Raw genomic sequence first — 25,547 nt, 5'->3', positions numbered from 1 at the left:
CAGGCAGAAAATCCACTCAAGCTACTGTCCGAATTTGCGGGGCCAGCTCTTCGGTACTGGCTCTTTGAATCGCGAGGACGTTGGTACCGGCGGTCCACCAGTCGTTGCCAACAGCGACAAGCACGTCGGGCGACTGGAGCATCGACTGCAGCACGGGCCAGACGAGCAGTTGCTCGTAACAGATCAAGGGCGCCACGCGGTGGCGAGCGGACTCCGCGACGGGGTTGGCAAAGAAGGTGGCCCTGGCGCCTCCGCCCTGTCCCGTCCATGCGAGCCAGGGTTGCCACATCGAGACCGGGACCGGCATGCGCTCGCCATAGAGCCGGCGCGCGCGACCGGCGCTGACCTCCATCATGGCGTTGTCATAGCCTTCGCGATCGACGATCGCCGCGCCAGCGATCACCGTGATGTCGGAGCCGCGAAGGCCGTCCATCCAGAAGCGGCTCATAGTCGGTGTCCACAGCCCGGCCGCACTCTCGGGAAGCACGACAACGCGCGCGCCAGTCGCACCCGCTCCGTGCACGCGCTGGAGAAGCGCCTGGGATTGAGCGAGGTCCGGAGCCGGGCCGAGCGCACTCCCTAGCCTGGTATCGAGACCAACCCATCCGTCTGGTTGCGACGGCGCGGTCCAGTGCGCGGCCGACCAGGCCGAGATGCTGGCCACGACCATCGCCGCGATGGGCCACTTGCCGGTCGTCATGGCGACCAGGATCGCCGCGGTCGCGCCCAGTCCCCACCATCCCCATCCCGGAAACAAAATGCCGGCCGCGGTGATCGGCTGTGCCCATCCGACGATCCCGAAGGGCGGCACGCTCATCAGGATCGCCGCAAGGGCGAACCAAACCGCCCTCCGCCATCCCGGCCGGCTTTGCCACAGCACGGCGTGGACCAGGACGAAGATGGCCGCGGCGCCGATCCACAAGGCGATGCCGACGCTGAGATCCGTGCCGTAGAAATTGACGACGCCCTGTGGCAGGCCGCGCGATGCGGCCAGGAAATAGGCCGCGCTCACCACCGCCGAGATTAGCCGCGACGGCGCGAACGCCCACAGCGTCGGGAAGGCGCAGGCGAGCGGCAGGGCGAGCGCGTGACCGGACCAGGCGGCAGCCCCGAGCGCAGCTGCGGCGACGATCTTCGCCACGCCATGCCAAGCGCTAAGGACCGAAGGTGAAGACGGGCCGGGCGAGGCCGAGAACACCCGATGACGGGATCGGGCCGAAGTAGCGGGAATCATAGGAGCCTGCGAAGTCGGAGTGGAGATAGAGCTCGCCGGCGGGAATGATGCCGCCGGCAAAGGATGCGAGAAGACGGCCGGCGGCATCGGCACGCCGGACATCGGAACCGGGCAGCGGACGACCGTCGATTGAGACCTGATCAGTGACATCGACCTGTTGGCCACTGACGGCGGCGACGGTTTTGATGAGCGGGCTTAAGCCCCCGGCGCAAAGTCCGCGCCGGATGTAACCGCGCGCGAATGCGCGTTTGAACTCGGCAGTGTCGGGCGGGCAGATGAAGACGAGATCGCCGGCGGCGGCGGCCCGATCCAGCGTCTTGATCCGCCAGAGCCCCCGCGGGTAGCTCGGCGTCAGGTTGATGCGCAGTCCGGCGCCCCAGCCGGCACCCGCCACGGCGGCGACGAGGCCGGTACCAGCCAGCAGGATTACCAAGGGCAAGCGCCGAATGCTCATTTCAGGGTCTGCGCCTGGCTCTGGGTCAAACGCTGCGCCTCGGCCTGCTTGAGGGCCTGCGCGGTGCGCTCCCCTGCTGCGAGCTGGAGCTATGGCGGAATCTGGGTGATGACGGTGTGAGGAAGGCGGCGTATCGAGGCGGGTGACGAGCCTGCCAGAACCTCTCGAGGAGAGCGATACGCCATGACCGAGACTACCAATGTTCTTGCTTTCCGTCAGCCGTCCGCGGTTGATGATCCACTGACCGATATCGTTCGTGCCGGCGCGCGGGACCTGCTTGCCAGGGCGATCGAGATCGAGGTTGGCGCGTTTCTGGCCAGCACGGCCAATCTGACGCTGCCCGACGGTCGAGCGCGCCTGGTCCGACATGGGCACGGTCCGGTGCGCGAGATTGCGACCGGCATCGGTCCGGTGGAGGTCGCTCGTCCCAAGGTCCGCGACCGCGGAGCGAGCGGGCCAGGCGACCGCCTCCGCTTCAGTTCGGCAATCCTGCCGCTATGGGCGCGGCGGACGAAGAGCCTGGATGCCTTGATCCCGGTCCTCTATTTGCGCGGCATCTCGACCGGCGACTTCCAGGAGGCGCTCTCGGCGCTGCTCGGCAAGGATGCGCCGAACCTGTCGCCTTCGGTGATCGCCGGCCTGAAGGCCGATTGGCAGGTCGAGTACGAACGCTGGCAGAGACGCGATCTGTCGGCGCGTCGCTATGTCTACATCTGGGCCGATGGCGTGTACCTGCAGGCCCGCATGGAAGATCACAGCGAATGCATGCTGGTGCTGATTGGCACCACGCCGGAAGGCAAGAAGGAGCTGATCGGCTTCCAGGTCGGCGTGCGCGAGAGCGCGCAGAGCTGGCGCGAACTCCTGATCGACCTGCGGCAACGCGGGTTACGGATTGCCCCGCAACTCGCCATCGGCGACGGCGCCCTCGGCTTCTGGAAGGCACTGGACGAGGCCTTTCCCGGCACGCGGCACCAACGATGCTGGTGCCATAAAGTGAGCAACGTACTCGACAAGGTCGCCAAATCCGTGCAGGGCCCCATGAAGAACGACCTGCGGAACATCTATCTGGCCCCACACCGGGCCGAAGCTGAAACCGCGATCGACGTCTTCGTCGAGAAATACCACGTCAAATACGGACGTGCGGTGGAGTGCCTGATCAAGGATCGCCATGCGCTGCTCGCCTTCTTCGACTTCCCTGCTGAGCACTGGATCCACCTACGCAGCTCGAACCCGATCGAGAGCGTCTTCGCCACGGTGCGCCACCGAACGGTGCGGACCAAGGGATCGCTGTCGCAACAAACTGCGAAGCTGATGGTGTTCAAGCTCATCGACGCCGCATCGAAGACCTGGCGGCGATTGAAGAGCACGAACCAGTTGCCGAAAGTCATCGCCGGTGTAAAGTTCATCGACAGAATCGAAGTCATTCCGAACACTGAAAGCCACGCCGCCTGATCAGGCCGCGTCACCCAAAATCAGCCATAGCTCCGGGGTGTTTGGCGTCATCTTCTCGATTTGCAATTGTACTTCCTAGACTGGACTGTACGTTACCATAGCTCTGATTCTTCCACCCTTAACTACCAATCGAGAATGGCGCTTAAGAAATCCGAACTCTACTCATCGCTCTGGGCAAGCTGCGACGAGCTTCGCGGCGGCATGGATGCCAGCCAGTACAAGGACTACGTCCTGTTCATGCTGTTCATCAAATATGTCTCCGACAAGTACGGCGACTCCGATGACTTCGCCCCACCCGTTACGATTCCAAAGGGCGCCAGCTTCAAGGACATGATCGCCCTCAAGGGCAAGAGCGACATCGGCGACAAGATAAACACTCAGGTCATCCAGCCGCTCATCGACGCCAACTCACGCCTCGCCCGCACCGACTTTCCGGATTTCAACGATCCGAATAAGCTCGGCGAGGGGCAGGCGATGGTGGACCGCCTCACCAATCTCATCAGCATCTTCCAGAAGCCAGAGCTCGATTTCTCGAAGAACCGCGCGGATCACGATGATATCCTGGGCGACGCCTATGAATATCTCATGCGGCACTTCGCCACCGAGAGCGGCAAGAGCAAGGGACAGTTCTACACGCCCTCCGAGGTCTCCCGGGTCATTGCCAAGGTCATCGGTATCTCTCCCCGAAACACTGTGGCTTCTACGACCGCATATGACCCCACTTGCGGATCCGGCTCGCTGCTATTGAAGGTCGCCGCGGAGGCTGGAAAGCACATCACCCTGGAGGGGCAGGAGAAGGACGTGACCACCGCCGGTCTCGCCCGCATGAACATGATCCTGCACGATTTTCCGGCGGCGAACATCCTTTCAGGCAATACCCTCGCCGCGCCAAAGTTCAAGGACGGCGAGCAGCTTCGCACCTATGACTATGTCGTTGCCAATCCGCCGTTCTCAGACAAGACTTGGAGCACTGGGCTTACAGTCTCGGCCGATTCTTATCAACGCTTCCAATGGGGCGAGCCACCCGCCAAACAGGGCGACTACGCCTATCTGCTGCACATCATCCGCTCGCTTAAGAGCACCGGTAAAGGCGCCTGCATTCTGCCCCACGGTGTTCTCTTTCGCGGCAATGCCGAGGCCAGCATCCGTACGCAGCTCGTCCGTTCCGGCTATCTCAAGGGCATCATCGGTCTACCGCCCAACCTCTTCTACGGCACCGGCATCCCTGCGTGCATTCTTGTGCTTGATAAGGAAAACGCCACTGCCCGCAAGGGCATTTTCATGATCGATGCCAGCAAAGGCTTCATCAAAGACGGCAACAAGAACCGCCTACGTGAACGCGATATTCACCGGATCGTAGATGTCTTCACCAACGCGGAAGCGCATCCGGGCTACTCCCGCCTCGTGCCGCATGACGAGATCGAGAAGCACGAGTTCAATCTCAACCTTCCGCGCTACATCGATTCCCAGGAGGCGGAGGACGTCCAGGATATCGGCGGCCATCTCCACGGTGGGATCCCCACGCGGGATATCGACGCCCTGGGCGACTACTGGACAGTCAGCCCTGACCTGCGCGCCACCTTGTTCAATGCCAACCGTCCAGGCTATGTCGACCTTGTTGTCGGGATCGCCCAGCTGAAGACCACCATCCACGGCCACCCGCAGCTCTCAGCCTTCATTGCCGGATTGACGGCGCATTTTGCAAAGTGGCGCACCGCCGCCGCCGCAAGCCTGCGCCAGCTCAAGCGCGACTGCCTGCCGAAGGAAGTCATACACGAGCACGCCGAGCGCCTCTTGGCTCATGCCGAGGGCCAGCCGCTGATCGATCCCTACGCCGTCTATCAACACCTCATGGACTATTGGGATGAGACCATGCAGGACGATTGTTATCTCATCGCTGCCGATGGCTGGGTGGCCGAGACTCATCGTGTCATTGAAGAAGTGAAGAGCGGAAAGAGGAAGGGCGAAAGGCGAGACACTGGTTGGGCCTGCGACCTTGTTCCCAAGCCGCTCATCGTCGCCCGCTACTTCGCCAAGGAGCAGGCGGCCATCGATGAGCTTAATGTCCAACTAGAAGCCATCACGTCTGAGATGGCGGAGCTTTTGGAAGAGTATGGCGGCGAGGAGGGCGTGCTGAAGGATTTGTCGTCCAAGGCAGACGCTGAATTCGCCTACACACAAGCGATCGTGGCTATCTGGAATGATGAGGACAGGCCAGCTTGCGCTGCTTACAGAACGGTCATTGACTCTGCGGATGGCTACGCAACGCACCTCCGAACGCTCAGCGACCAGCATCATTTTTCGGCGCTCAAGAACCCCAAGGGAAAACTAACCCTCAAGGCCGTGAAGGACCGGCTCGCGCGACTTTCGACTGGTGAAGAATATGATGCTCTAGCTGATTACGTAAGCACGGACAAAAAGCAGAAGGATGCCACGAAGAGGGCGGATGAACTATTCGCGGCGATCGAGTCGATATTTGTTAATCGGCTCAGTATGAATCCATTGCCGGAGAGTTTGCTTGATTTGCAAGCCACTGTCCGGTTCCTCAAACTTCTCGACCAACAGACCGTTCTCAAAACCAAGATCAAAGATGCCGAGGCGGTGCTCGACCAACTCGCATATGACCAATATCCAAAGCTCACCGAGCCCGAAATTCAAACCCTTGTCGTGGATGACAAATGGCTGACGACGCTGGCCACCGCCATCCAGGGTGAGTTGGACGGCGTCTCCCAGACCCTCACCGGTCGCATTCGGTTGCTTGCGGAACGCTACGCCGAACCGCTGCCGCGGATCGTCGATGAAGTAGCCGCCCTGGCCGCGCGCGTAGATGGACATCTCAACACGATGAAAGCCAAGCCGAGTTTAGACGGATGTGAAGCTCTGCCCCTGCAGCGTCCCAAACTCGGAAAGGCTGCTGGGCGATGAAACTTGGCTACAAACAGACCGAGGTGGGAGCGATCCCAAAGGACTGGGAAGTGCTTTCGTTGTCTGAGCTTACCGAACCTCAGAGGCCCATCTCCTACGGCATTGTGCAGACCGGGCCGAATATCATCAACGGCGTCCGTTGCCTCCGCGTCCTCGACATCAATGAAGGTAAAATCAATAAGGCGGAGCTAATTACTACTTCGAAAGAGATAAGTGACGCCTATCGCCGCACAATCTTGAAGGCTGGTGACCTCGTGATGCCGCTTCGTGGAAAGGTTGGTGATGTTGGCCTAGTGGATGAGGATTTGGCGGGCGCAAACTTGACCAGAGGAGTCGCGCTCATCGCGATACGCCCAGGCTGGTCGCCGGAATATTGCCAGCAGGTCATTTCCTCTTCTGCCACGCGAAAGCGTTTAGAGCAGGCCATGAATGGATCAGCGTTGCAGGAAATCCCCATTGCCTCTCTGCGCACATTCAAGATTCCAACACCAAAGTGCCTTGACGAACAACGCGCAATCGCGAAGGCGTTGAACGATGTGGATGCGCTGCTAGGAGCGATAGATCAGCTCATCGCCAAGAAGCGCGACCTCAAGCAGGCCGCGATGCAGCAGCTCCTCACCGGCCAAACACGTCTTCCCGGTTTTCACGGTAAGTGGGCCCCATTAAACATGGCCGATAACTCCACTTTAAAGGCTCGCATTGGTTGGCAGGGATTGACGACGGCCGAGTATCTTGAATCGGGCCCCTATTATTTGGTCACTGGGACGGACTTCCTCGATGGACATATCGCTTGGTCGAGCTGCCATTTCGTCGCCGCAGAGCGCTACAATCAGGATCGAAACATTCAGCTGCGCCCCAAGGACATCCTGCTGACGAAGGATGGGACTATCGGGAAGGTGGCCTTCGTCGATGATCTTCCCGGTCCAGGAACGCTAAACAGCGGAGTGTTTGTCATTCGTCCAAAAAACGAGGCCTATGATCCGAAGTTCTTCTTCTACGTACTGACGTCACGCATCTTTGATGAGTTTCTCACCAAGCTCCAGGCCGGGTCCACGATCTCCCACCTTTACCAAAAAGACTTTGTGAGCTTCTCGTTTCTTGCACCAGTGTCCGTCGACGAACAAGCGGCAATCGCCGAAGTCTTGGGGGACATGGATGCGGAGTTGGCGAGCCTGAAAGAGCGGCGAGAGAAGACCCGGGCTCTCAAGCAGGGCATGATGCAGGAACTCCTCACCGGATGGACGCGGCTCATCTCGCCGAATGAATCCCATGCCTGAACAACCACGCTCCGAGCGCCGCACGCAGAACCGCGTTGTCGCCTTGTTCACCGACAAGACGCGGCTTGATTGCCTCGGCTACCGCTATCTCGGGGACTGGAATAAGCGGGAGAACAATCGGCCCATCGAGACCGCACTCTTGCGCGATAATCTAAAGCAGCGCGGCTATGCCGGCGTACAGATCTCCGCTGCCCTTCAAAAGCTGGAGACCGCAGCCGACGCCACCGGGGTCACCCTGTATCAGGCAAACCTGCGTACCTATCAATTACTCCGCTATGGCGTGCCGGTGCAGACTGCCGCTGGTCAAGCTCACGAGACAGTGCATCTTGTGGATTGGGAGCACCTGGAGAAGAATGACTTCGCCCTCGCCGAGGAAGTGACCCTCCGCGGCGGCTATCAACGGCGGCCCGACATCGTCCTCTACCTGAATGGAATCGCCATCGGGGTGATCGAGCTGAAACGCGGCTCGGTGGAGCTGGCCGACGGCATCCGACAGCTCGAAACCAATCAGGAGGAGATTTTTAACAAGGGCTTCTTCAGCACGGTACAGCTCGTCTTCGCCGGCAACGATTCCCAGGGGCTACGTTATGGCACCGTCACCACTGAGGCGAAGTTTTTCGTGGAATGGAAAGCGCAGGGCGGCGGCAATGTGACTCCGCCGACTAGCGGCTCTCTGTTGGACCGGCCGCTTGCGGAGATGTGCGAAAAGGGCCGGCTGTTCGACCTCATCCGCAACTTCATCATCTTTGACGCGGGTCGGAAAAAAGTGCCGCGCGTACACCAATTCCACGGCGTGAAGGCGGCACAGGAACGCGTCGGCAAACGTGAGGGTGGCGTCATCTGGCACACCCAGGGAAGCGGCAAGAGCATCCTCATGGTGCTGATCGCCAAGTGGCTGCTGGAACACGATCCCGACGCCCGCATTCTCATCATCACCGACCGCGACGAGCTTGATAAGCAGATCGAGGGCGTGATGCGCAATGCCGGAGTTATCGGCGCAGAATCGCCGTCGCCCCGCGTCACCTCGCGGCAGGAATTCGTGGAGAAGCTGAGCAGCACCACGCCTAGACTCCTCTGCGCATTGATTCACAAGTTCACCCCCGGATTCAACGTCCCGGCGCCGCCGACGCATGGGCGTTTTTACGTCTTTGTGGACGAATGCCACCGCACCCAGGGTGGTGACATGAACAAGCAGATGAAGCGTTGGCTCGAAAACGCGATCTTCATCGGCTTCACGGGCACGCCCCTCCTGCTGAAGGACAAGCAGACCACTCGCGATGTCTTCGGTACCTATATTCACACCTACAAATTCCAGGAGGCCGTGGCCGACAAGGTAGTGCTCGATCTCAAATATGAAGCCCGCGATGTGCCACAGCGCCTTACCTCATCGAAGGCAATCGATGCGTGGTTTGAGCAAAAGACCAAGGGCTTGAACAATTTCCAACGGGCTGTCCTGCGCAGACGCTGGGCGACGATGGAGGAACTAATGAGCGCTGGCGAGCGCAAGCAGCGTATCATTGCCAGCATTATCGAAGACTTCGGCCTGAAACCACGGCTGAACAATGACCGAGGCACTGCGATTTTAGTGGCGGCCTCCATCTACGACGCCTGCCATTATTACCGTCTATTCCAGAATACGTCCTTCGGACGATACTGCGGCATCATCACATCCTTTGAGCCGAACCACAACGCCATCTCGCGCGAGCCGGCCAACAGCGACGAGCGCTACAAGTTCGATACCTATACACAGCACGTTCTAAAGAACGGACAGACCACCAAAGCCTATGAGGATGATACCAAGCGCCGCTTTATCGAGGAGCCAGCCAACTGCAAGCTTCTCATTGTGGTGAGCAAGCTACTGACTGGCTTCGACGCGCCGAGTTGTACTTACATTTATCTCGACAACGAGCTTCACGACCATAACCTCTTCCAAGCGATCCGTCGCACCAATCGGCTTGACGGTGACGATAAGGACTTCGGTTACATCGTAGACTTCAAGGAACTGTTCCAACACGTACAGAAGTCGATCGGTTCGGACGAACTGGACATCGACGCCGATGGAAAAGATGGTAACGTTATTGTCAAGGATTGGCTGGTGGAGGGGAAGGCGCAGCTTGACTCCGCCCGCGAAGCGCTCCGCTACCTATGCGAGCCCGTTGCGCAACCGCGCGAGATGGAACAGTACCTCCACTACTTTTGTGGTGAAGCAAGCAACGCGAAGAGCTATGGCGGAATCTGGGTGATGACGGTGTGAGGAAGGCGGCGTATCGAGGCGGGTGACGAGCCTGCCAGAACCTCTCGAGGAGAGCGATACGCCATGACCGAGACTACCAATGTTCTTGCTTTCCGTCAGCCGTCCGCGGTTGATGATCCACTGACCGATATCGTTCGTGCCGGCGCGCGGGACCTGCTTGCCAGGGCGATCGAGATCGAGGTTGGCGCGTTTCTGGCCAGCACGGCCAATCTGACGCTGCCCGACGGTCGAGCGCGCCTGGTCCGACATGGGCACGGTCCGGTGCGCGAGATTGCGACCGGCATCGGTCCGGTGGAGGTCGCTCGTCCCAAGGTCCGCGACCGCGGAGCGAGCGGGCCAGGCGACCGCCTCCGCTTCAGTTCGGCAATCCTGCCGCTATGGGCGCGGCGGACGAAGAGCCTGGATGCCTTGATCCCGGTCCTCTATTTGCGCGGCATCTCGACCGGCGACTTCCAGGAGGCGCTCTCGGCGCTGCTCGGCAAGGATGCGCCGAACCTGTCGCCTTCGGTGATCGCCGGCCTGAAGGCCGATTGGCAGGTCGAGTACGAACGCTGGCAGAGACGCGATCTGTCGGCGCGTCGCTATGTCTACATCTGGGCCGATGGCGTGTACCTGCAGGCCCGCATGGAAGATCACAGCGAATGCATGCTGGTGCTGATTGGCACCACGCCGGAAGGCAAGAAGGAGCTGATCGGCTTCCAGGTCGGCGTGCGCGAGAGCGCGCAGAGCTGGCGCGAACTCCTGATCGACCTGCGGCAACGCGGGTACGGATTGCCCCGCAACTCGCCATCGGCGACGGCGCCCTCGGCTTCTGGAAGGCACTGGACGAGGCCTTTCCCGGCACGCGGCACCAACGATGCTGGTGCCATAAAGTGAGCAACGTACTCGACAAGGTCGCCAAATCCGTGCAGGGCCCCATGAAGAACGACCTGCGGAACATCTATCTGGCCCCACACCGGGCCGAAGCTGAAACCGCGATCGACGTCTTCGTCGAGAAATACCACGTCAAATACGGACGTGCGGTGGAGTGCCTGATCAAGGATCGCCATGCGCTGCTCGCCTTCTTCGACTTCCCTGCTGAGCACTGGATCCACCTACGCAGCTCGAACCCGATCGAGAGCGTCTTCGCCACGGTGCGCCACCGAACGGTGCGGACCAAGGGATCGCTGTCGCAACAAACTGCGAAGCTGATGGTGTTCAAGCTCATCGACGCCGCATCGAAGACCTGGCGGCGATTGAAGAGCACGAACCAGTTGCCGAAAGTCATCGCCGGTGTAAAGTTCATCGACGGAATCGAAGTCATTCCGAACACTGAAAGCCACGCCGCCTGATCAGGCCGCGTCACCCAAAATCAGCCATAGCTCAAAGTCTTCCGAGCTTCCTCGCTGAGAATCCAGTATCCCGACAGACGTTGTTTTTGGTGTGATCACGCTGATCGGCACTCTCGATGCCCCCAGATTCGAAAGCTGAACATCTAGGTACTGTTCTTTCCCGGCCATGCCGAGCCGACAAGAGTTAAACGTTTCGTTCCATTGAACAGAAATTTGCGAGGTTCTCTCGGTTCCGTTCATCGATTCCATCAGGAAGAGCAGACCGCCCCCATTAACCGGGTCTGAGCCGAGCAGATGCGGGAGCGCAATGTTCCAGTATTTCCCTGATTTTCCTGTCTCCTTCGGAGTCACGGAAAAACCGTTCACAGCATCTTCAACGATAAATTGGGTCGCGGCCATGTTCGGGCTCCTCATTGAACCTCGGGCCTGGACCGGTTGCAGCTCCGCTTCGCGCGGATCGAGCCGCTCGCGGACAAGGCTGTTGCACCAGATTGAGGCCACCAGTGTACTCTACTCCTCGGTGGAAGACACGCTTTTTGTGTATGAGGCTCGCCACCCTCGCCCGATGCTTATGGCCTCTCCTGCAGCTCTCTCAACATCGACCCCGCGCCACGCCTGCAGCGAACTGACGTGGACCCTCAAAACGGCTCACATCACCGACCTCGGTCGCGAATGTCACTGCGACGACCAGATCGACGCCGCGCAATGTTTGAAGCGCCCGCACGAGCGGCTCCAGAGACCAGGTCGAGACGAACTCTTCGATCGTGCGCTCGAGCCGGTCGACCCTGTCCCTGGCGACGCGAACTGCTTCGACCATTTCTTGTAGCGCGATCTGATGTGCGGGGTGGTCGAACTGTTGTTCCTGGAGCCAACGCAAATAGCGCATTGTCCAGCCCTTTTTGCGGGGATAGGTGCGGCCATGCTTGAGCATGAAGGCGCTCACCTGCTGCCGGTGGATCCGCAGCGTCTCAACCGCTGCCGATCGAGCGCGAACGAGGTCGCGCATCGCTTCGTGACCTTCATCGGGAACCCACACAGCCGTCAGCTCGCCGGCGCGTAAGCAGCCGCGCGAGAGAAACGGCGTGTGGATTCCAACGAAGCCGGCCATGCATTCCAATTCGAAGCCGGCCGGGTATTCCGATCTGAAGCCGGCCACCCGTGGCGTCGTTCGCATGGGTCAATTTCATGATGTCGTCGAGGGCTGGGAAGGTCAAGAGACCGGTTGATCTTGAGCGGGTTGCTTCTGCTTCCTGAGGCTCTCTCCTTTGAGTTCGATGCGGTAGGCATTGTGGACGAGGCGATCGAGGATCGCGTCGGCGATGGTGGGGTTTCCGATGATTTCGTACCAGCGATCGACGGGCAGCTGGCTGGTGACGATGATCGAACGGGCTTCGTATCGATCCTCGACGATTTCGAGCAAATCACGGCGCTGGTCGGCGTCGAGAGGTTCTGGTCCCCAGTCGTCCAGGATCAGCAGATCAAGTCGTGCGATCGCCCGCAGCATCCTGGTATAGCGTCCGTCGGCGCGTCCCAGTGCGAGAGCGGCGAACAGACGCGGGACGCGATGGTAGGCAACGGCGAAGTCGTCCCGGCAGGCCTTGTGGCCGAGGGCGCAAGCAAGCCAACTCTTGCCGACGCCGCATGGCCCAGTGACGAGGAGATTATGCCTCGCTCGGATCCAGTCGCCGGCGGCGAGTTTTAGAAAGAGCGTGCGGTCGAGCCCGCGGATGGCACGGTAGTCGACATCCTCGACGCAAGCGGCATGACGTAGCTTGGCGGCGCGAGCTCTGCTCTCAAACCGCTTTTGCTGTCGCTGCGTTTTCTCCTGTTCCAGGAGCAGGGCCAGCCATTCGGCATGTTCGAGGCTGCGTGCTTCGGGCTGGGCATCAAGCTCCTTGAAGCCTTTGGCCATGCCGTGGAGACCGAGATTTTGCAGCAGGTCGAGCGTGGGATGGGTCAGCATGCTGGATTTTCCTTTCAATGGAAGTAGCCGGGGCCGCGCAGATTGGGATGGTCGACGACGACGTCATCGGTGGGGCGAGCGCTGCGGTCGAGCTTGTTGGCGATGATCGAGGCGATGCTCTTGTAGGTCAGCGCGCGGACCGCAACCGCGCGGGCCGCGATCAACTCGGCGCGTTCCGGATCGAGATCCTTGAACAGCCGAAGCACACCCAGACAGGTCCGGAATCCTTGTTCGGGATGAGGCCGATTGGCCAGAATGGCGAGGACGAGACCCTCAGTGTTTAGCCCGATCGATCGTCCCCAGCGACGGAACCGCTCGGGAGTCCACTCGGCGTAACGCCGATGCGCGCTGGGCATGTGGTCGGGATCGGTGCCGTGCCGGCGGCCGCCGTAGCGGCGCTGGTGAGCCGCAACACGCGAACCCCGATGGAACAGCTCGATGGTCCGGGTGGTGGCGCGGACGTCGACCTGCTCCCGGATCAGGCCGTGTGGAACTGAGTAGAAGAAGCCGTCGATCTCGACATGATAATCGAGCGAGACGCGGGCCACGCGCCATTCCGCAAACTGATAATCGGCGTCCGGCAACGACGCCAGGACCGACATCTCGACCGTCTCGAACAATTGACGGCGACTGACACCGAGCCGGCGCATGATGTGCGCGTTGATCCGCTCCAGCGCAGCGGCAATGGCTGCGTTCGCCTCGGCCAACGAGAAGAAGGTCTGGCGACGAAGCCGCCCGAGGATATAGGTCTGGGCAAACCGAACCCCGGCCTCCACTTTTGCCTTATCCCGCGGCTTTCTTGGCCGTGCCGGAAGGACGCCAACGCCGTAATGGGACGCCATCATCCCGTAGCTGCGATTGATTTCAGGGTCGTAGAACGAAGCCCGGTGCACGCCGGACTTCAGATTGTCAGGGACGACGAGGCGCGGCACCCCGCCAAAGAACCGGAACATCCGGACATGGGCCTCGATCCAGTCCGGAAGTGTCTGCGTCCAGGTCGCCTCGGCGTAGGTGTAATTCGAGGCGCCAAGCACGGCGACGAAGATCTCCGCATCGCGTACAACCCCGGTTTCGCGATCAACGATCATGATCTTCTTGCCGGAGTAATCGACAAAGACCTTGTCGCCGGCCGGATGGTCCTGCCGCATCGTCGGAGACAGCCGCCGGTCGAATTCTCGGAATAAATCGCAGAACCGGCTGTAGCCATAACCTTCCGGGTGGACCGCCCGGTACTCCTCCCACAGCACCATCAGATTTGCGGATTTCACGGATCGTGAGCATCGATTTCGCGCGATCGTGAGCACTGAATTCAGACGATCGTGAGCAGCCCGCTACGGCCGATGGGAGATAGAGTCAGTGTTCTGGTTGGCCGTCAAGGGTGATGGTTTTGGCGCTGCGTTTTCGCATGCTTTCTCCGGTGAGCTGGAGGCGGTGGGCGTTGTGGACGAGGCGATCGAGAATGGCGTCGGCGACCGTGGGGTCCCCAATGGCTCCATGAGCTATGCGGGATTTTGGGTGACGAGGCGATCAGGCGGCGTGGTTTTCCGGCACTTGGATGACCTCGATGCCGTTTTCGAATCTGACACCTGCGACGACCTTCGGCAACTGATTTGTGCCTTTCAGCCGCCGCCAGGTCTTTGATGCGGCGCAGAGCAGCTTGAACACCATCAACTTGGCAGTCGTTGACGATAACGAACCTTTCGTGCGCACCGTTCTGTGCCGGACCGTCGCGAACACGCTTTCGATGGGATTCGTCGTCCGCAAGTGGTCCCAATGCTCGGCGGGGAATTCGTAGAACGCAAGCATTGCGTCGCGATCTTTCGTCAGGCACTCGACCGCCTTGTCGTACTTCGCCGTATTTCTCGGCAAAGACATCGATCGCCACTTCGGCCGAAGCTCGGTTGGACGCCAAATAGACCTCGCGCAGATCCTTCTTCATGCTGGCCTGTACCGACACTGCGACTTTGTTCAAGATATTCGCGGTTTTGTGCACCCAGCACCGCTGATGTCGCGTGGCGGGAAAGACCTCGTCGAGCGCCTTCCAGAAGCCGAGCGCGCCGTCACCGACGGCGATTTCCGGGGCGATCTTCAGCCCTCGGGTTTTCGCCTCGACGAGCAGTTCGTGCCAGCTCTGCGTGCTCTCGCGCACGCCGACCTGGAAGCCGATGAGTTCCTTCTTGCCTTCCGGCGTCGCGCCGATCAGCACCAGCATGCATTCGCTGTGGTCTTCCATGCGAGCCTGCAGGAAGACGCCGTCCGCCCACACGTATACGTACCGGCGCGCCGACAGATCGCGCTTCTGCCAACGCTCGTACTCGAGCTGCCACTCCGTCGTCAGTCTGGAAACCACCGCCGGAGAAAGATTCGGCGCATCCTTGCCCAAGAGCGCCGCCAGCGCCTCCTGGAAGTCGCCCGTCGAGATGCCTCGCAGGTACAGAACCGGCAAAAGTGCATCCAAGCTCTTCGTGCGCCGTGCCCACAACGGCAGGATCGCCGAGGTGAAGCGGATCCGCTCGCCATCGCTGGTCACCGCGCGATCGCGAATCTTTACCCGGGCGACTTCGACGGCGCCGATCCCCGTCTGGATCGTCCGCACTGGACCATGGCCGTGTCGCACGAGGCGGTCGCGGCCATCGGGAAGCTTCAAGCCCTTCATCGCGGCGAGAAACGCCTCGGCTTCCATCTCGACAGCCTGCGCAAGCAGCTGCCGAGCTCCAGATCGCAAAATATTCGTCAGTGGATCGTCGATCTCATCGGGCTGACGCAGTGGGACAATGTTGCTATGCTCGTTCATGGCGTATCGCTCTCCTTGAGGTTCTGGCAGGCTCGACACCCGCCTCGATACGCCGCCTATCTCATTCCGTCATCACCCAGTTTCCCGCATAGCTCTGGCTCCATGCCAGGTGTCCACGGGGAGCTGACTTGTGACGATGGTGGATGCGCGGCCATGGCGGTCCTCGAGGATTTCGAGCAGATCGCGGCGTTCCGCGGCGGTGAGCACCGATAGTCCCCAATCATCCAAAATCAGAAGCTGAGCGCGGCCGAGGCTTTTGAGGAGCCGGGCGTAACGTCCGTCTCCGCGCGCGAGCGCGAGCGCCTCGAACAGCCTTGGAACGCGATGATAGAGGACTGATCGGTTGTCGCGGCAGGCCTTGTGGCCGAGCGCGCAGGCTAAGAGCTGGCCCCGCAAATTCGGACAGTAGCTTGAGTGGATTTTCTGCCTGACAGCGGCGAGGATTCTTGCTGCGAATCAGGAGCGAAGATGACGAAGAAGAGCCGCCGGACGCATTCTCCGGCATTCAAGGCGAAGGTTGCTTTGGCTGCGGTCAAAGGCGACAAGACACTGGCGGAGCTGGCGCAACTGTTTGATGTTCATCCGAACCAGATCACGATCTGGAAAAACCAGCTCCTGGAAGGCGCCGCCGGCGTGTTTGGGCATGACAAGACATCGGCCGAGACGCCGGTCGATTTGAAGGCGTTACATGCCAAGATCGGCGAGCTGGCGTTGGAAAACGATTTTTTGTCCGGCGCGCTCACCAAGGCGGGCCTGCTGAGCGCAAAGCGATGATCGACCGCGATCATGATCTTTCTATCGTGCGCCAGGCGAAGGTCCTGAAGCTGGCTCGCAGCACGGTCTACTATGAACCTCGGCCAGTTTCGGCCGAGGACCTTGCCTTGATGCGTCGGCTCGATGAGCTGCATCTCGATTATCCCTTCGCGGGAGCGCGTATGCTGCGATCGTTGCTGCGGCGGGAGGGCGTATACGCCGGTCGCCGCCACATCGCGACGCTGATGAAGCGCATGGGGATCGAGGCGGTCTATCGTCGCCCGAACACGAGCAAGCCGGCTCCGGGTCACAAGATCTACCCGTACCTGTTGCGCGGATTGAAGATCGAGCGGCCCGACCATGCGTGGGCAATGGACATCACCTACATTCCGATGCGGCGTGGCTTCGTCTATCTCGCGGCGGTCGTCGATGTGTTCAGCCGACGGGTCCTGGCCCATCGCGTCTCGATCACAATGGAGGCGGCCTTCTGCGTCGAAGCGGTCCAGGAGGCGTTGGCGAAGCACGGCAGGCCCGAGATTTTCAACACGGATCAGGGCAGCCAGTTCACCAGCCTCGAGTTCACCGATGTGCTGCTGGACGCGAAGATCGCCATCAGCATGGACGGCAAGGGCGCCTGGCGCGACAACGTGTTTGTCGAGCGGCTCTGGCGCACGGTCAAATACGAAGAAGTATATCTCCGCGCCTACGACAGCGTGTCCGAGGCGCGAGCGTCAATTGCCAAGTATCTGGCCTTCTACAATCAGGGACGCCCTCACTCGAGCCTTGACGGGCGCACGCCCGACGAGGCTTACTTCGGCACGCAAGCTATGGTGATGGCCGCATGACCGTCGCCGACGGTTTTGTCGTCGCTCTGGTCGGGCTACGCCCTCCCGACGCAACGACAAAACCGTAAAGCCCCGCGTTCAGCATAACCCGGCAGGAATCCACTTAAATCCAGCGGGGCGCTGTCCAAACAACCGGGGCCAGCTCTGCAAGACCTTCAATCAGCATCGCCAGTTGCGCCCCCGTCACCGGCATCGTACCCTCGCGAACAGGTGGCCAGGCAAAGCCCCCATTCTCCAGCCACTTCGTCGCTAGAACCATTCCCGAGCCGTCAAAAACCAGTAGCTTCAAACGATCCGATCGCTTCGATCGGAAGACATAAACGTCACCGCTGTAGGGCTTGCCGCCTAATCCCTCCGCTACCAGCGCGACAAGGCCATGAACGCCTTTACGAAAGTCAATCGGCTGCGTCGCGACGAACACACGGACCATTGGACCGAAAGAGATCATCGCGTCGATCTCACCGCCGCCAGCACGCGCTCCAGCGTCGCGGCGTCGACGCCGACGGGCACGCGCACCGTCGCGCCCGCGATCATCACCTCGATCCGCTCGGCCGGATCCGTCAGAACATGCGCCTTATCGATCGCGTTCGGCTGCGCCTCGACGGCGGCCTGGAGCCTGACTTGCACGAACTGCGGCGCTTCGCTCGACGCGAGCCGCGCCTGGCGCCGCCACACACTGAGCAGTCCCCGGTTCACCCCGTTGCGTCGAGCCACCTCGGAAATGCTCGTCTCCGGATCGGCACTCTCGGCCACGATCCGCGCCTTCTCCGCATCGCTCCAACTGCGCCGTCGCCTCTCCCCTGTGATCACCTCGATCCGCTGATAGGAGGCGGCATCATGCCCGTCTTGATGTCTGTCTTGATGCATGGAACGAGCGTCCCTCGCGTTGTCAAATCCACGCGCGAGTCTCGCTCATCCCGTCCACCTAAACGAGGTGGGGTCGTCGTACTGCTATCGATCAACGCGGGACTTGATGCCTGAGGGACTGATCCAAACGAAAACGCCGACTTCCAAAAACCCGGCCGACTTCAAATCGGAATGCCGGCCGGTTTCATTTCGGAATCGTGGCCGGCTTCAAATCGGAACGATGGCCGGCTTCAAGTCGGAATACCCGGCCGGAATAAATCGGAATCCGCACCAAACAACCGGGGCCAGCTCTAATCAAAACTGGCCCAGGCGATCCGCTACGCCGTCTCGCGCCGCGCCATCTTCGAACACTTCCTGACCGATGGTCGCATCAAGATAGACTCTAACATTCGTCGAACGCGTCGTTAGGCCGCAAACAATTACGAGAGAGAATCGCCTCTTCGCTCGCAGCGAAACGGCGGGGGACGAACCTGGGCGACGATCGCAGCACGGCTGCAGACAGCGAAGATGAACAACGTAGATCCGCTCGCCTTCCTCAACCTAACAGTTCAGTCATTGCCTACGGCTGGCTAAGCAGCGAATCGAGCGGGCTATCAGCGCCCACTCGGTGTCGGTCAGATCGCTTGCGTTACGCAGTCCACTGCACTGATACTCGATACGAGCGGCTTTGGTCCACGGCATGGTGTCCTGCCTCGAAGCTTTGCAAATCCGAAGGAATTACAGGCCAGGGCCAAAACCGCTCACCTCTTTCGGTCAGCTCTCAGGAAACTGAACAGGACACTATCTGTCTAAGGACGGTGGCGGCGTCTCCTTTGTGCGAGTTGGCAGTATCGGATATTCGATTTTGGGTAGACGGCCGCTCAATGAATAAAGAAACGCAACGATATCGTTATTCTCCCTCTCGCTGAGCTTGGCGCCGAGCTGGACCTCACTCATAATTCCTACGGCTTCCTGGAGCGTCCAAACCTGACCCGAATGGAAGTAGGGAGCCCGCAAGGCAACGTTGCGCAAAGGGGCCACGCGGAACACGTATTGGTCGCTAGAGGCCTTTGTGACAGCGAAACGCCCCTGGTCGGCTGCCGGACGCAGTTTGATGTTTGGTCTTTCCATCACGCCGAACGGGACAAAATCCTGCCCGCCAATGTTGATGCCGTTGTGACAGGAGGCGCAGCCTTTGTCCATAAACAGCTGCAATCCCGCCTTTTGCTGATCATCCAGCGCGTTGCCATCGCCGTTCAGGTATTGGTCGAACGGAGCTGCTGGTGTCGTGAGCGTCGCTTCGAACGCCTCGAGCGCCTTCGCGAAATTGTCGAAGGTGACCGGCGGTGTATCACGCGGGAACGCCCGCTTAAACTTGCCAACATAATCTTCCATCGAATTCAGCGTGCTTGTCACGTGATCCGCGGTCGCATTCATTTCGGCGCTCGCCTGAACGGGCCCCTTGGCTTGTGCCTTAAGATCCGGCGCGCGTCCGTCCCAGAACTGCGCGACATTGAACACCGAATTGTAGACGGTTGGCGCCCGACGCGCTCCCCGTTGCCAGCCGTGACCAACTGAGGTTGGACCCGCGTCTACGCCGCCGGTGCCAAGATTGTGGCACGTATTGCAGCTAATGATCCCACTCGCCGACAGACGAGGATCGAAGAACAGCATCTTGCCAAGCTCCACTTTCTCGGTTGTCATGGGGTTGTCGTTTAGCGTGGGGATAGCGTAAGGGATCGGTTTGAAAATCTGTTTGGCTGTCTTCATCAAATCGTCGTGTGCGATAGCATTGGATGAGACGAGCACCAGAACGGTAGCAATCGATGCCTTGCGCATGACGTGAGACTTCCAGATCTTTCCGCGCCGCTACCGAACAACAGTTCTTCAGAGAGGGCGCCCACTGCATGGATGGCTGCTGCTGTGCGGGAACTGAGCCAGCGCTCACGAGTGAATTGGTCTTGGGTTTCTGTGTTCGATGTTGGCTTCGCGACAGTTGTCGCTAGCCCGACACGAACACTTTGACCTTCGTACGAAACATAGCTTTTTGCCGCTCTTCGAGGAGGCAAAAAGCGTCTCTCCTGATGTGACCGCTTTGTCTCGGCTGTTGGATCTGCTGGACTGCCAACTCCGCCCGACCAACTCCACTTGCGCTTGGTGGTTGCCGAGATCGAGAACTTCGGCAGGAGCGCGGACACTTTGAGTAGCGATGCGACTTCATCATATTCCGCGCTCGACCTATCAATAAATCCAGTGCGCCCCTTGATACCACTCCATAAAACAATCGCCTTCCACGCCGTAGACCATCAAACCGGAATGGAAGTTGTAACCGGCTTGTACGCCGCCGGTTCATCTGCACCTGCGGCAATGGCGCATTCAAATCGGCAGTGCCGCCGATGAGCTGGTTTACAGTCTGGTTGACGGGGGCGCCAATGAATGTATTGCCCACAGCGAGGTCGGTCTGGCTGGTACCCCAACCCGCGCCTACACTGCCTCCGATGTAACCTCCAGCCCAGCTGAAGCGAGGATAAACGGGAGTCGGTGCTTTGACGACAGGTGCCGCAGGCAAATCAGCAGATGAACTTTCGCTGCCAAAAGCGATCGTCCCGAACGCATTGATGCCCGCGAGCGACAATTGCTTGTTGCACTTCATCCCAGAGTCCTCCTGCAGGGCACGAAAAATATTGCGTAGCTTGTCCCCAAGTTGAGGTTAGCTCGATAGTTCGAGCTGGCAGGCAGATCACCTCTCTAATCTGGTAGGCCGCAGCATCTTGCTGCAACTGCGACAGCCGCTTCTTGCCGTGTCCATTCCAGAGAGGCTAGCAGGCTCTGCTTTCAAGCTTGTACGACAGTGCTCAGCAATCCTTTCGCGAAGATCCGTGACACGGCCGAATAATGGGCTATTTTACAAAGCCACGTCGTGGTGATTCTCGCGGCCCCCTAACTGGACCGGCTGATGTTGGCCGACGTATTTCGCCGCTGGGCCTCGATTTGGCTGCGATTTCCACGTTCGCCCTTGATGCGACCCACCATCGGGAAGGGTAGGCTAAATGTCGATGACTCGTGCGTTTCATGTCGTTGTCGTCCGGGACGCGTAGGAGATGTATGTCCTTGCTCTGGTCACCCAAAAAGGCGGAAGCGGCAAGAGCACGCTGGCGGTCGAAATTGCAGTCGCAGCGTTGGGGAACGGGGAGCGCGTCGCAATTGTCGAGGCGGATCCACAAGGCACGATTTCAAAATGGAAAGAGCGGCGCGGCCATCCCGATCCCCGGGTCGTTCGGGTCGCTGATTCGGCCGAAATAGAAGGGGCGCTCGTCAGCCTTGAAGCCGAGGGGGTCTGGCTTACGGTTATCGATACCGCCGCCACGAACAATGCACTGGCCATGCACGCCATCGCGAGGGCCGATCTTTGCCTGATCCCGGTGCGTCCGAGTCCGGCCGACATCGAAGCTGCGATACCGACGCTAGTTGCTATTCGTAGGCTCAACCGCCGATTTGCTTTCGTCCTCGCTCAGACGCCACCGCGGGGCTGCCGCGTGAGTGAAGCCGCAGCGTCGCTCAATTCGCTCGGGGTGCTCGCGCTACCCTATGTCGGGCAGCGCAATGACCATCAGGACGCGCTTGGGGCAGGATTAGGCGTGACTGAGTTTGCACGAGAGGGAAGAGCCTCGGAGGAAGTTCGTGAGCTGTGGCGCTGGATCTTGAAGAAGCTTGTCGAGGGGTCGTCAGATCATGAGCCACACGCAAGAAACGAAAAAGCCGCGTACTAGGCAGACGCGCTGCGCGCGACGCTCGCTCGTGGAGCTTACCGCGGCGGCGAGCCGAGCCGTTGACGATGGCCTATTTGTGTTGTCCCGCGGGATTGCTGCTTACAATCCGCGATCGGAGCACACACGCTCGAATACGTCTGATCAAACAATCCTTGCAAGGCAAGCGACGGCTCCAAGTCCCGTTGCGGGGCTTGAATCTCGGAATGCGGCGGCGCCGCGCAAGGACGAACTCCTAGATTCCGACATTACCACCGAGATGATGGTGAAAGTTGCCGAGGACTCTCAAGACAGAGCTTCTGAAAACATCAAAGCCGGCCTGAATGCTGCGTTGGACCATGCAAAGGGCCTCGTTGAGACACGGGTGGGAGGCGAAGCGGCGTCGAAAACCGTCGTCGGTTCCAGACTTGAAGGCAATTTTCGGACCGTTCTCAACGAAGCCGCAACGGGTTTTCGCGCGGATGCGGCCGAATTGACTATGCAGAAGGAACCAGCCGACAGCGAGGGGCGGTCGCAACCGCGACATATGCGGCGGCTCACTGGCGAGGCGGTCAGTTTGCTCGACGATCTTCGGAGCGGCAAGCTGCAGAATCAGGCGAACTTCATCCTGAGCGAGTGCTTCAGGGAAGCCGCCAGCGCATTCTCTGTCATCAATCAGCAGCTTAAGCGCGACGGCTATCCCGCGAGCATTGATCCATCAATTTTCATTTGGCTTGCCAATATCACCGAACCGGAGACGCGTGACACCGGAACCATGCGACTTGAGATCGTACCCAACCACCGAGGTCGTCCGAGCACGTACACGCGCCAGGTCGCTCAATTCATCTGGCACCTTGTCGAGGGACAGGGCTGCCGACGACAGGCCGCATACCGGGCGGCGCTCACGAAGTTCACCGTAACCGAGAGTTTCGTCGAGAACGCCTATGCGTTTTGGGAGCCGATCTTCAAACGGGCGGGACCGCACGTGAGGATGCTGACCCGCATTTCAGATCCAGAAGTGTAAAGCTAGGCAGCGCAGGCGTTTGGAGCCCGATTGACTGAGGCCGAGGTCCGGCGAGGACCGCCCGGCAACTTCGTCCGAGCTTTGGACGAAGAGGAGGCTTGACGTCGGCGCCGCTCTTGCATGGCCCATGATTGCGCTGATAACCATTGAGATGCCGCTGCCGCGCATTCCCCGGCACGGCTGTCTACTTGCTCCCGAGCGTAGATGGCTTGCTTGTCATCCGGCATGCAAAATTGGCTCTGACGCAAGTTTGGGGCAGCGCTGACTATGACCTTGCCCCACGGGCTTAATCCAGTTTGAAGTTCGCTCTGGCCCACGACAAGGACCAAAGCATGAAGCGCAGCCGCTTTTCGGACGAGCAGATCATCGGGATTTTGAAGGAGCATGAGGCCGGCGTGTCGGTCGCCGATTGAAGTGGACCCCGGATTTTGGACCGGCGGCTTAGGTGGTGCGGATGCCGTTCCGTTTTGATAAACGGAGCGGACCATGAAGAAGACGAGACGAAAAATCGATGCAGCGCTGAAGGCAAAGATCGCCCTGGAGGCGCTGCGAGAACAATCAACGGTGACGGATCTGGCGCAGCGCTACCAGGTGCATGTGAACGGCGGTCTTCAAATCGGCATGCTGGCCGAGAAAGTCTGCGACTTCGGCCTCGACCGCCTTGGCGAGAAGGGCTCGTGCCCCGTTGCGCAAGACTTCTGTGAGTTGATCGTCGAAGATTCCTGGCTGAATCAGCTGGATGACGTTATCGTTTGACACGGCATATCGCTCCTTCGGTGGAGAAGTGGAGGCGTCAAGCACCCCCACGATATGCCGCCTTTCCGATTCCCGCCGTCACCAACTTTCAGCGATAGCTCTCAGCCTTGCCATAACAACGCTAACCACCCTTCCCGTGGGCGGGGGTTAAGCCCGCGGGGCGCCGCCAAGTTGTATCGGCGAGAAGCCTCCCTGGGCCGCCACTGAACGCTAACCCGTCCTATTCGTGAGAGTGCGGCTTTTGGGCCCGATTGATGCGGCCGCACATCTTGTCTGACGAGGCGCACAGGATTGCCTTCGGCTTTTCGCCGCCTGACGACCGGTACTTTGCAACGCGCTTGAGGGATGGGTTGGGCGAACGGGGGCGGACGCCCCGCCGGTCAAGGACCGAGCGGCAGCAGCGCGCCGGGCAAGCCGCAGATCAGGTCGGCTTCGGGACATGCCGCGGCAAACGCAAGGCGAATGCGGCTCGTGGTCTCGACGACACGGGCGGCGATTTTCAAGAGCCGAAGACGCAGCGTCGCGAACTCGGCAGCGGCCAATTCCCGGGCTTTGGGAATGGCGTCGCGCACGGTCAGCATCAGCCAATAAGCGGCCGTATGGAGCACGAGACGGACCTGGTTGGCGAGCGCCGAACGGCAGCTGGTGCGATCGGAGGCGAGCTGCGTCTTATGCAGCTTGATCAGATTCTCGGCTTGGCCGCGCGCGCAATACAGGCTGTCGTAGATCCACTCGGCCGAGCCGACATCGAGGCTGGTGACGACGAAGCGGATGTCGAGGCCGAGCATCGTCGCCTCAATACGGGCGACAGTGCGCCGTTCGCGATCCCAGGACTTTGCCTTGTGGCGCGTCTCGGTATAGCCACGCAGAACCGGCAGGTTCTCGATGGCGCGTCGCGTGCGGATGTCGTCGGCGACCTCGTCGACTTTTCTGGCGAGAGGCTTGGTGCCGGACAGACCGAAGATGTAGTCGATGCCGTTGGTCTCGCACCACGCCATTGCCTCCGGCCGGGCATAGTGCCCGTCGCCACGGAACGTAATTTGCGTGTTGTGCCATCGCGTCCGGATATGCCGTACCAGGCGGCGCAGATGGGCACGCACCTCGACGCCGCCCGGCGTCTTGCCGGGCCGCAGCACGACGGCCACGGGCCGGCTCTTCTCCGTGTCGTAGACGTGGATCGGCAGGAAGCAGCGTTCGTCATAATGAGCGTTGAACAGCGAGAGCTGCTGATGGCCGTGGACGACGTCGCAGGTATCATCGATGTCGAGCGTGACGGATGCCGGCTCGCGCGGGTAGCTATCCATCCATGCGTCGACCAAAGTGTAGGTCAGCCGGATCACGTCGCGCAGGCGCGGAGCATTCTCCAGCCGCGACAGCGTCGGCTGGGAACACAAATCCCGGCCCGTGTCCGGTAGGCGACCGCAGGCCAGCTTGAATGCCGGATCGGACCTCAGATGATCGAGGTCGTCGGCGTCCTCGTAGCCGCAGCAGATCGCGAACATGCGAGCGCGGAACATATCGACCAGGCTGTGCACGACCCGCGTCGGATCGCGCCGATCCGGGAACACCCGGGCCAGATTGTTGGCCAAACCGAGACGCCGCTCGGCCATCGCCAGAAGCATCACGCCCCCGTTCGAGGTTAGGCGCCCACCATCGAAGGCAGCTGTGACTTTCTTGGCGTGAACGGCTGGAAACGAGAAGGGCGGAATCGTATCGTCGGTCATGGCGGGCGTGGCGTTCGCGGTTGGAGGTGATGGGGTTGGCTTCGCAACCGAATCCTACGCCGCATCAGCGCTTTACCCCTCAGGCGCACTCTTACGAATAAGACGGGTTAAGTTGAAGAAAGATTGAGTGACTCCCGATCATTTCTGTGCCGAAACGTGGAGTCGCGGT

Annotated in this window: 16 protein-coding genes and 9 pseudogenes; 10 read left to right on the top strand and 15 right to left on the bottom strand. The window is 60.2% G+C overall.

The genetic code is table 11. The features are described from left to right. Window positions 1-16: 16 nt before the first annotated feature. Together ABIF91_RS09080 and traF are read right to left on the bottom strand one after the other, a co-directional pair. Window positions 17-1,141 carry a conjugal transfer protein TraB gene (locus tag ABIF91_RS09080; protein WP_028182407.1) on the bottom strand — a complete coding sequence of 375 codons (1,125 nt, stop codon included), beginning with the start codon at window positions 1,139-1,141 and terminating at the stop codon, window positions 17-19. A gap of 13 nt (window positions 1,142-1,154) precedes the next feature. Next, window positions 1,155-1,688 carry a conjugative transfer signal peptidase TraF gene (gene traF / locus ABIF91_RS09075; protein WP_028182406.1) on the bottom strand — a complete coding sequence of 178 codons (534 nt, stop codon included), beginning with the start codon at window positions 1,686-1,688 and terminating at the stop codon, window positions 1,155-1,157. A gap of 183 nt (window positions 1,689-1,871) precedes the next feature. On the opposite strand from traF, the gene ABIF91_RS09070 reads away from it, so the two are divergent. The 5 genes and pseudogenes from ABIF91_RS09070 (at window position 1,872) to ABIF91_RS09050 (ending at window position 10,927) form a co-directional block, all read left to right on the top strand. Continuing rightward, window positions 1,872-3,140: an IS256 family transposase gene (locus ABIF91_RS09070; protein ID WP_424579061.1), complete on the top strand. Its 1,269-nt coding sequence runs from the start codon at window positions 1,872-1,874 to the stop codon at window positions 3,138-3,140. A gap of 135 nt (window positions 3,141-3,275) precedes the next feature. Next, window positions 3,276-6,065 (top strand): type I restriction-modification system subunit M, encoded by a 2,790-nt coding sequence (locus ABIF91_RS09065; RefSeq protein ID WP_080660088.1) that lies wholly within the window; start codon window positions 3,276-3,278, stop codon window positions 6,063-6,065. Continuing rightward, a complete protein-coding gene (locus ABIF91_RS09060) occupies window positions 6,062-7,342 on the top strand; it encodes a restriction endonuclease subunit S (RefSeq protein ID WP_035674148.1) in 1,281 nt (426 codons plus the stop codon). Before ABIF91_RS09065 ends, ABIF91_RS09060 begins: the two co-directional genes overlap by 4 nt. Further along, the gene (locus ABIF91_RS09055) at window positions 7,326-9,596 is read left to right on the top strand and encodes a type I restriction endonuclease subunit R (RefSeq protein ID WP_424579060.1); all 2,271 of its coding nucleotides are present in this window, start codon (window positions 7,326-7,328) and stop codon (window positions 9,594-9,596) included. Before ABIF91_RS09060 ends, ABIF91_RS09055 begins: the two co-directional genes overlap by 17 nt. A gap of 63 nt (window positions 9,597-9,659) precedes the next feature. Further along, a pseudogene (locus ABIF91_RS09050) lies at window positions 9,660-10,927 on the top strand (IS256 family transposase). On the opposite strand, the gene ABIF91_RS09045 reads toward ABIF91_RS09050, so the two are convergent. The 7 genes and pseudogenes from ABIF91_RS09045 to istB (ABIF91_RS09015) all read right to left on the bottom strand — a co-directional run. Continuing rightward, window positions 10,928-11,326 carry a hypothetical protein gene (locus ABIF91_RS09045; RefSeq protein WP_155252192.1) on the bottom strand — a complete coding sequence of 133 codons (399 nt, stop codon included), beginning with the start codon at window positions 11,324-11,326 and terminating at the stop codon, window positions 10,928-10,930. A gap of 226 nt (window positions 11,327-11,552) precedes the next feature. Then, window positions 11,553-11,987, bottom strand: a pseudogene (locus ABIF91_RS09040) (IS110 family transposase); the annotation flags it as partial. A gap of 150 nt (window positions 11,988-12,137) precedes the next feature. Continuing rightward, window positions 12,138-12,890, bottom strand: a complete 753-nt coding sequence (gene istB, locus ABIF91_RS09035; RefSeq protein ID WP_038943657.1) for an IS21-like element helper ATPase IstB — start codon at window positions 12,888-12,890, stop codon at window positions 12,138-12,140. Between the two features lie 14 nt (window positions 12,891-12,904). Continuing rightward, a complete protein-coding gene (gene istA, locus ABIF91_RS09030) occupies window positions 12,905-14,158 on the bottom strand; it encodes an IS21 family transposase (RefSeq protein WP_424579059.1) in 1,254 nt (417 codons plus the stop codon). An 85-nt stretch (window positions 14,159-14,243) separates the two neighbouring features. After that, window positions 14,244-14,387: pseudogene (locus tag ABIF91_RS09025) on the bottom strand (ATP-binding protein); the annotation flags it as partial. Window positions 14,388-14,417: 30 nt separating this feature from the next. Further along, window positions 14,418-15,684: pseudogene (locus ABIF91_RS09020) on the bottom strand (IS256 family transposase). A 99-nt stretch (window positions 15,685-15,783) separates the two neighbouring features. Further along, window positions 15,784-16,065, bottom strand: a pseudogene (gene istB, locus ABIF91_RS09015) (IS21-like element ISFK1 family helper ATPase IstB); the annotation flags it as partial. Between the two features lie 87 nt (window positions 16,066-16,152). On the opposite strand from istB (ABIF91_RS09015), the gene ABIF91_RS09010 reads away from it, so the two are divergent. Further along, window positions 16,153-17,282, top strand: a protein-coding gene (locus ABIF91_RS09010) for an IS3-like element ISRj2 family transposase (protein ID WP_129557670.1) whose coding sequence is annotated in 2 segments (ribosomal slippage) — window positions 16,153-16,405 and window positions 16,405-17,282 — 1,131 coding nt in all. Because the reading frame shifts where the segments join, the coding sequence is not laid out codon by codon here. A gap of 103 nt (window positions 17,283-17,385) precedes the next feature. Here the strand turns inward: ABIF91_RS09010 and tnpB are convergent. Together tnpB and tnpA are read right to left on the bottom strand one after the other, a co-directional pair. Further along, window positions 17,386-17,730: an IS66 family insertion sequence element accessory protein TnpB gene (gene tnpB / locus ABIF91_RS09005; protein WP_424579058.1), complete on the bottom strand. Its 345-nt coding sequence runs from the start codon at window positions 17,728-17,730 to the stop codon at window positions 17,386-17,388. After that, window positions 17,727-18,149 carry an IS66-like element accessory protein TnpA gene (tnpA, locus tag ABIF91_RS09000; RefSeq protein ID WP_424578819.1) on the bottom strand — a complete coding sequence of 141 codons (423 nt, stop codon included), beginning with the start codon at window positions 18,147-18,149 and terminating at the stop codon, window positions 17,727-17,729. The genes tnpB and tnpA overlap by 4 nt, the downstream gene beginning before the upstream one ends. A 294-nt stretch (window positions 18,150-18,443) precedes the next feature. On the opposite strand from tnpA, the pseudogene ABIF91_RS08995 reads away from it, so the two are divergent. Then, window positions 18,444-18,742: pseudogene (locus ABIF91_RS08995) on the top strand (IS66 family transposase); the annotation flags it as partial. On the opposite strand, the pseudogene ABIF91_RS08990 reads toward ABIF91_RS08995, so the two are convergent. Further along, window positions 18,729-18,830: pseudogene (locus ABIF91_RS08990) on the bottom strand (IS5/IS1182 family transposase); the annotation flags it as partial. The pseudogenes ABIF91_RS08995 and ABIF91_RS08990 overlap by 14 nt on opposite strands. 99 nt (window positions 18,831-18,929) lie before the next feature. After that, window positions 18,930-19,967, bottom strand: coding sequence for a cytochrome-c peroxidase (locus ABIF91_RS08985; protein WP_028182040.1), 1,038 nt, complete (start codon window positions 19,965-19,967; stop codon window positions 18,930-18,932). Window positions 19,968-21,229: 1,262 nt separating this feature from the next. On the opposite strand from ABIF91_RS08985, the gene ABIF91_RS08980 reads away from it, so the two are divergent. From ABIF91_RS08980 to ABIF91_RS08970, 3 genes and pseudogenes are all read left to right on the top strand, one after another. Beyond that, complete coding sequence (locus ABIF91_RS08980) at window positions 21,230-21,898, top strand: AAA family ATPase (protein ID WP_028182039.1); 669 nt, start codon at window positions 21,230-21,232, stop codon at window positions 21,896-21,898. After that, on the top strand, window positions 21,861-22,898 hold the full coding sequence (locus ABIF91_RS08975; protein WP_028182038.1) for a hypothetical protein: 1,038 nt from the start codon (window positions 21,861-21,863) through the stop codon (window positions 22,896-22,898). The genes ABIF91_RS08980 and ABIF91_RS08975 overlap by 38 nt, the downstream gene beginning before the upstream one ends. Before the next feature lie 332 nt (window positions 22,899-23,230). Continuing rightward, window positions 23,231-23,308 (top strand): annotated as a pseudogene (locus ABIF91_RS08970) (transposase); the annotation flags it as partial. 193 nt (window positions 23,309-23,501) lie between these two features. Here ABIF91_RS08970 and ABIF91_RS08965 read toward each other — a convergent pair. Both ABIF91_RS08965 and ABIF91_RS08960 read right to left on the bottom strand, forming a co-directional pair. Further along, a pseudogene (locus ABIF91_RS08965) lies at window positions 23,502-23,657 on the bottom strand (IS256 family transposase); the annotation flags it as partial. Window positions 23,658-24,034: 377 nt separating this feature from the next. Next, a complete protein-coding gene (locus tag ABIF91_RS08960) occupies window positions 24,035-25,378 on the bottom strand; it encodes an IS1380-like element ISBdi2 family transposase (RefSeq protein WP_208086440.1) in 1,344 nt (447 codons plus the stop codon). Window positions 25,379-25,547: the final 169 nt, after the last annotated feature.

It is taken from the genome of Bradyrhizobium sp. USDA 241 (assembly GCF_049739505.1).
GTDB lineage: Bacteria > Pseudomonadota > Alphaproteobacteria > Rhizobiales > Xanthobacteraceae > Bradyrhizobium > Bradyrhizobium liaoningense.
Note: the sequence above shows the minus strand (reverse complement) of the source record. Positions and strands in the feature narration are given on the sequence as shown.

Bases quoted from the DNA above. Each gene is read 5' to 3' on its own strand.
- ABIF91_RS08980 (WP_028182039.1), top strand. From the start codon at position 21,230: ATGTATGTCCTTGCTCTGGTCACCCAAAAAGGCGGAAGCGGCAAGAGC.
- tnpB (WP_424579058.1), bottom strand. From the start codon at position 17,730: ATGATCTCTTTCGGTCCAATGGTCCGTGTGTTCGTCGCGACGCAGCCG.
- ABIF91_RS09065 (WP_080660088.1), top strand. From the start codon at position 3,276: ATGGCGCTTAAGAAATCCGAACTCTACTCATCGCTCTGGGCAAGCTGC.
- ABIF91_RS09055 (WP_424579060.1), top strand. From the start codon at position 7,326: ATGAATCCCATGCCTGAACAACCACGCTCCGAGCGCCGCACGCAGAAC.
- ABIF91_RS09045 (WP_155252192.1), bottom strand. From the start codon at position 11,326: ATGGCCGCGACCCAATTTATCGTTGAAGATGCTGTGAACGGTTTTTCC.
- ABIF91_RS08985 (WP_028182040.1), bottom strand. From the start codon at position 19,967: ATGCGCAAGGCATCGATTGCTACCGTTCTGGTGCTCGTCTCATCCAAT.
- traF (WP_028182406.1), bottom strand. From the start codon at position 1,688: ATGAGCATTCGGCGCTTGCCCTTGGTAATCCTGCTGGCTGGTACCGGC.
- istB (WP_038943657.1), bottom strand. From the start codon at position 12,890: ATGCTGACCCATCCCACGCTCGACCTGCTGCAAAATCTCGGTCTCCAC.
- ABIF91_RS09060 (WP_035674148.1), top strand. From the start codon at position 6,062: ATGAAACTTGGCTACAAACAGACCGAGGTGGGAGCGATCCCAAAGGAC.
- tnpA (WP_424578819.1), bottom strand. From the start codon at position 18,149: ATGCATCAAGACAGACATCAAGACGGGCATGATGCCGCCTCCTATCAG.
- ABIF91_RS09070 (WP_424579061.1), top strand. From the start codon at position 1,872: ATGACCGAGACTACCAATGTTCTTGCTTTCCGTCAGCCGTCCGCGGTT.
- ABIF91_RS08960 (WP_208086440.1), bottom strand. From the start codon at position 25,378: ATGACCGACGATACGATTCCGCCCTTCTCGTTTCCAGCCGTTCACGCC.
- ABIF91_RS08975 (WP_028182038.1), top strand. From the start codon at position 21,861: ATGAGCCACACGCAAGAAACGAAAAAGCCGCGTACTAGGCAGACGCGC.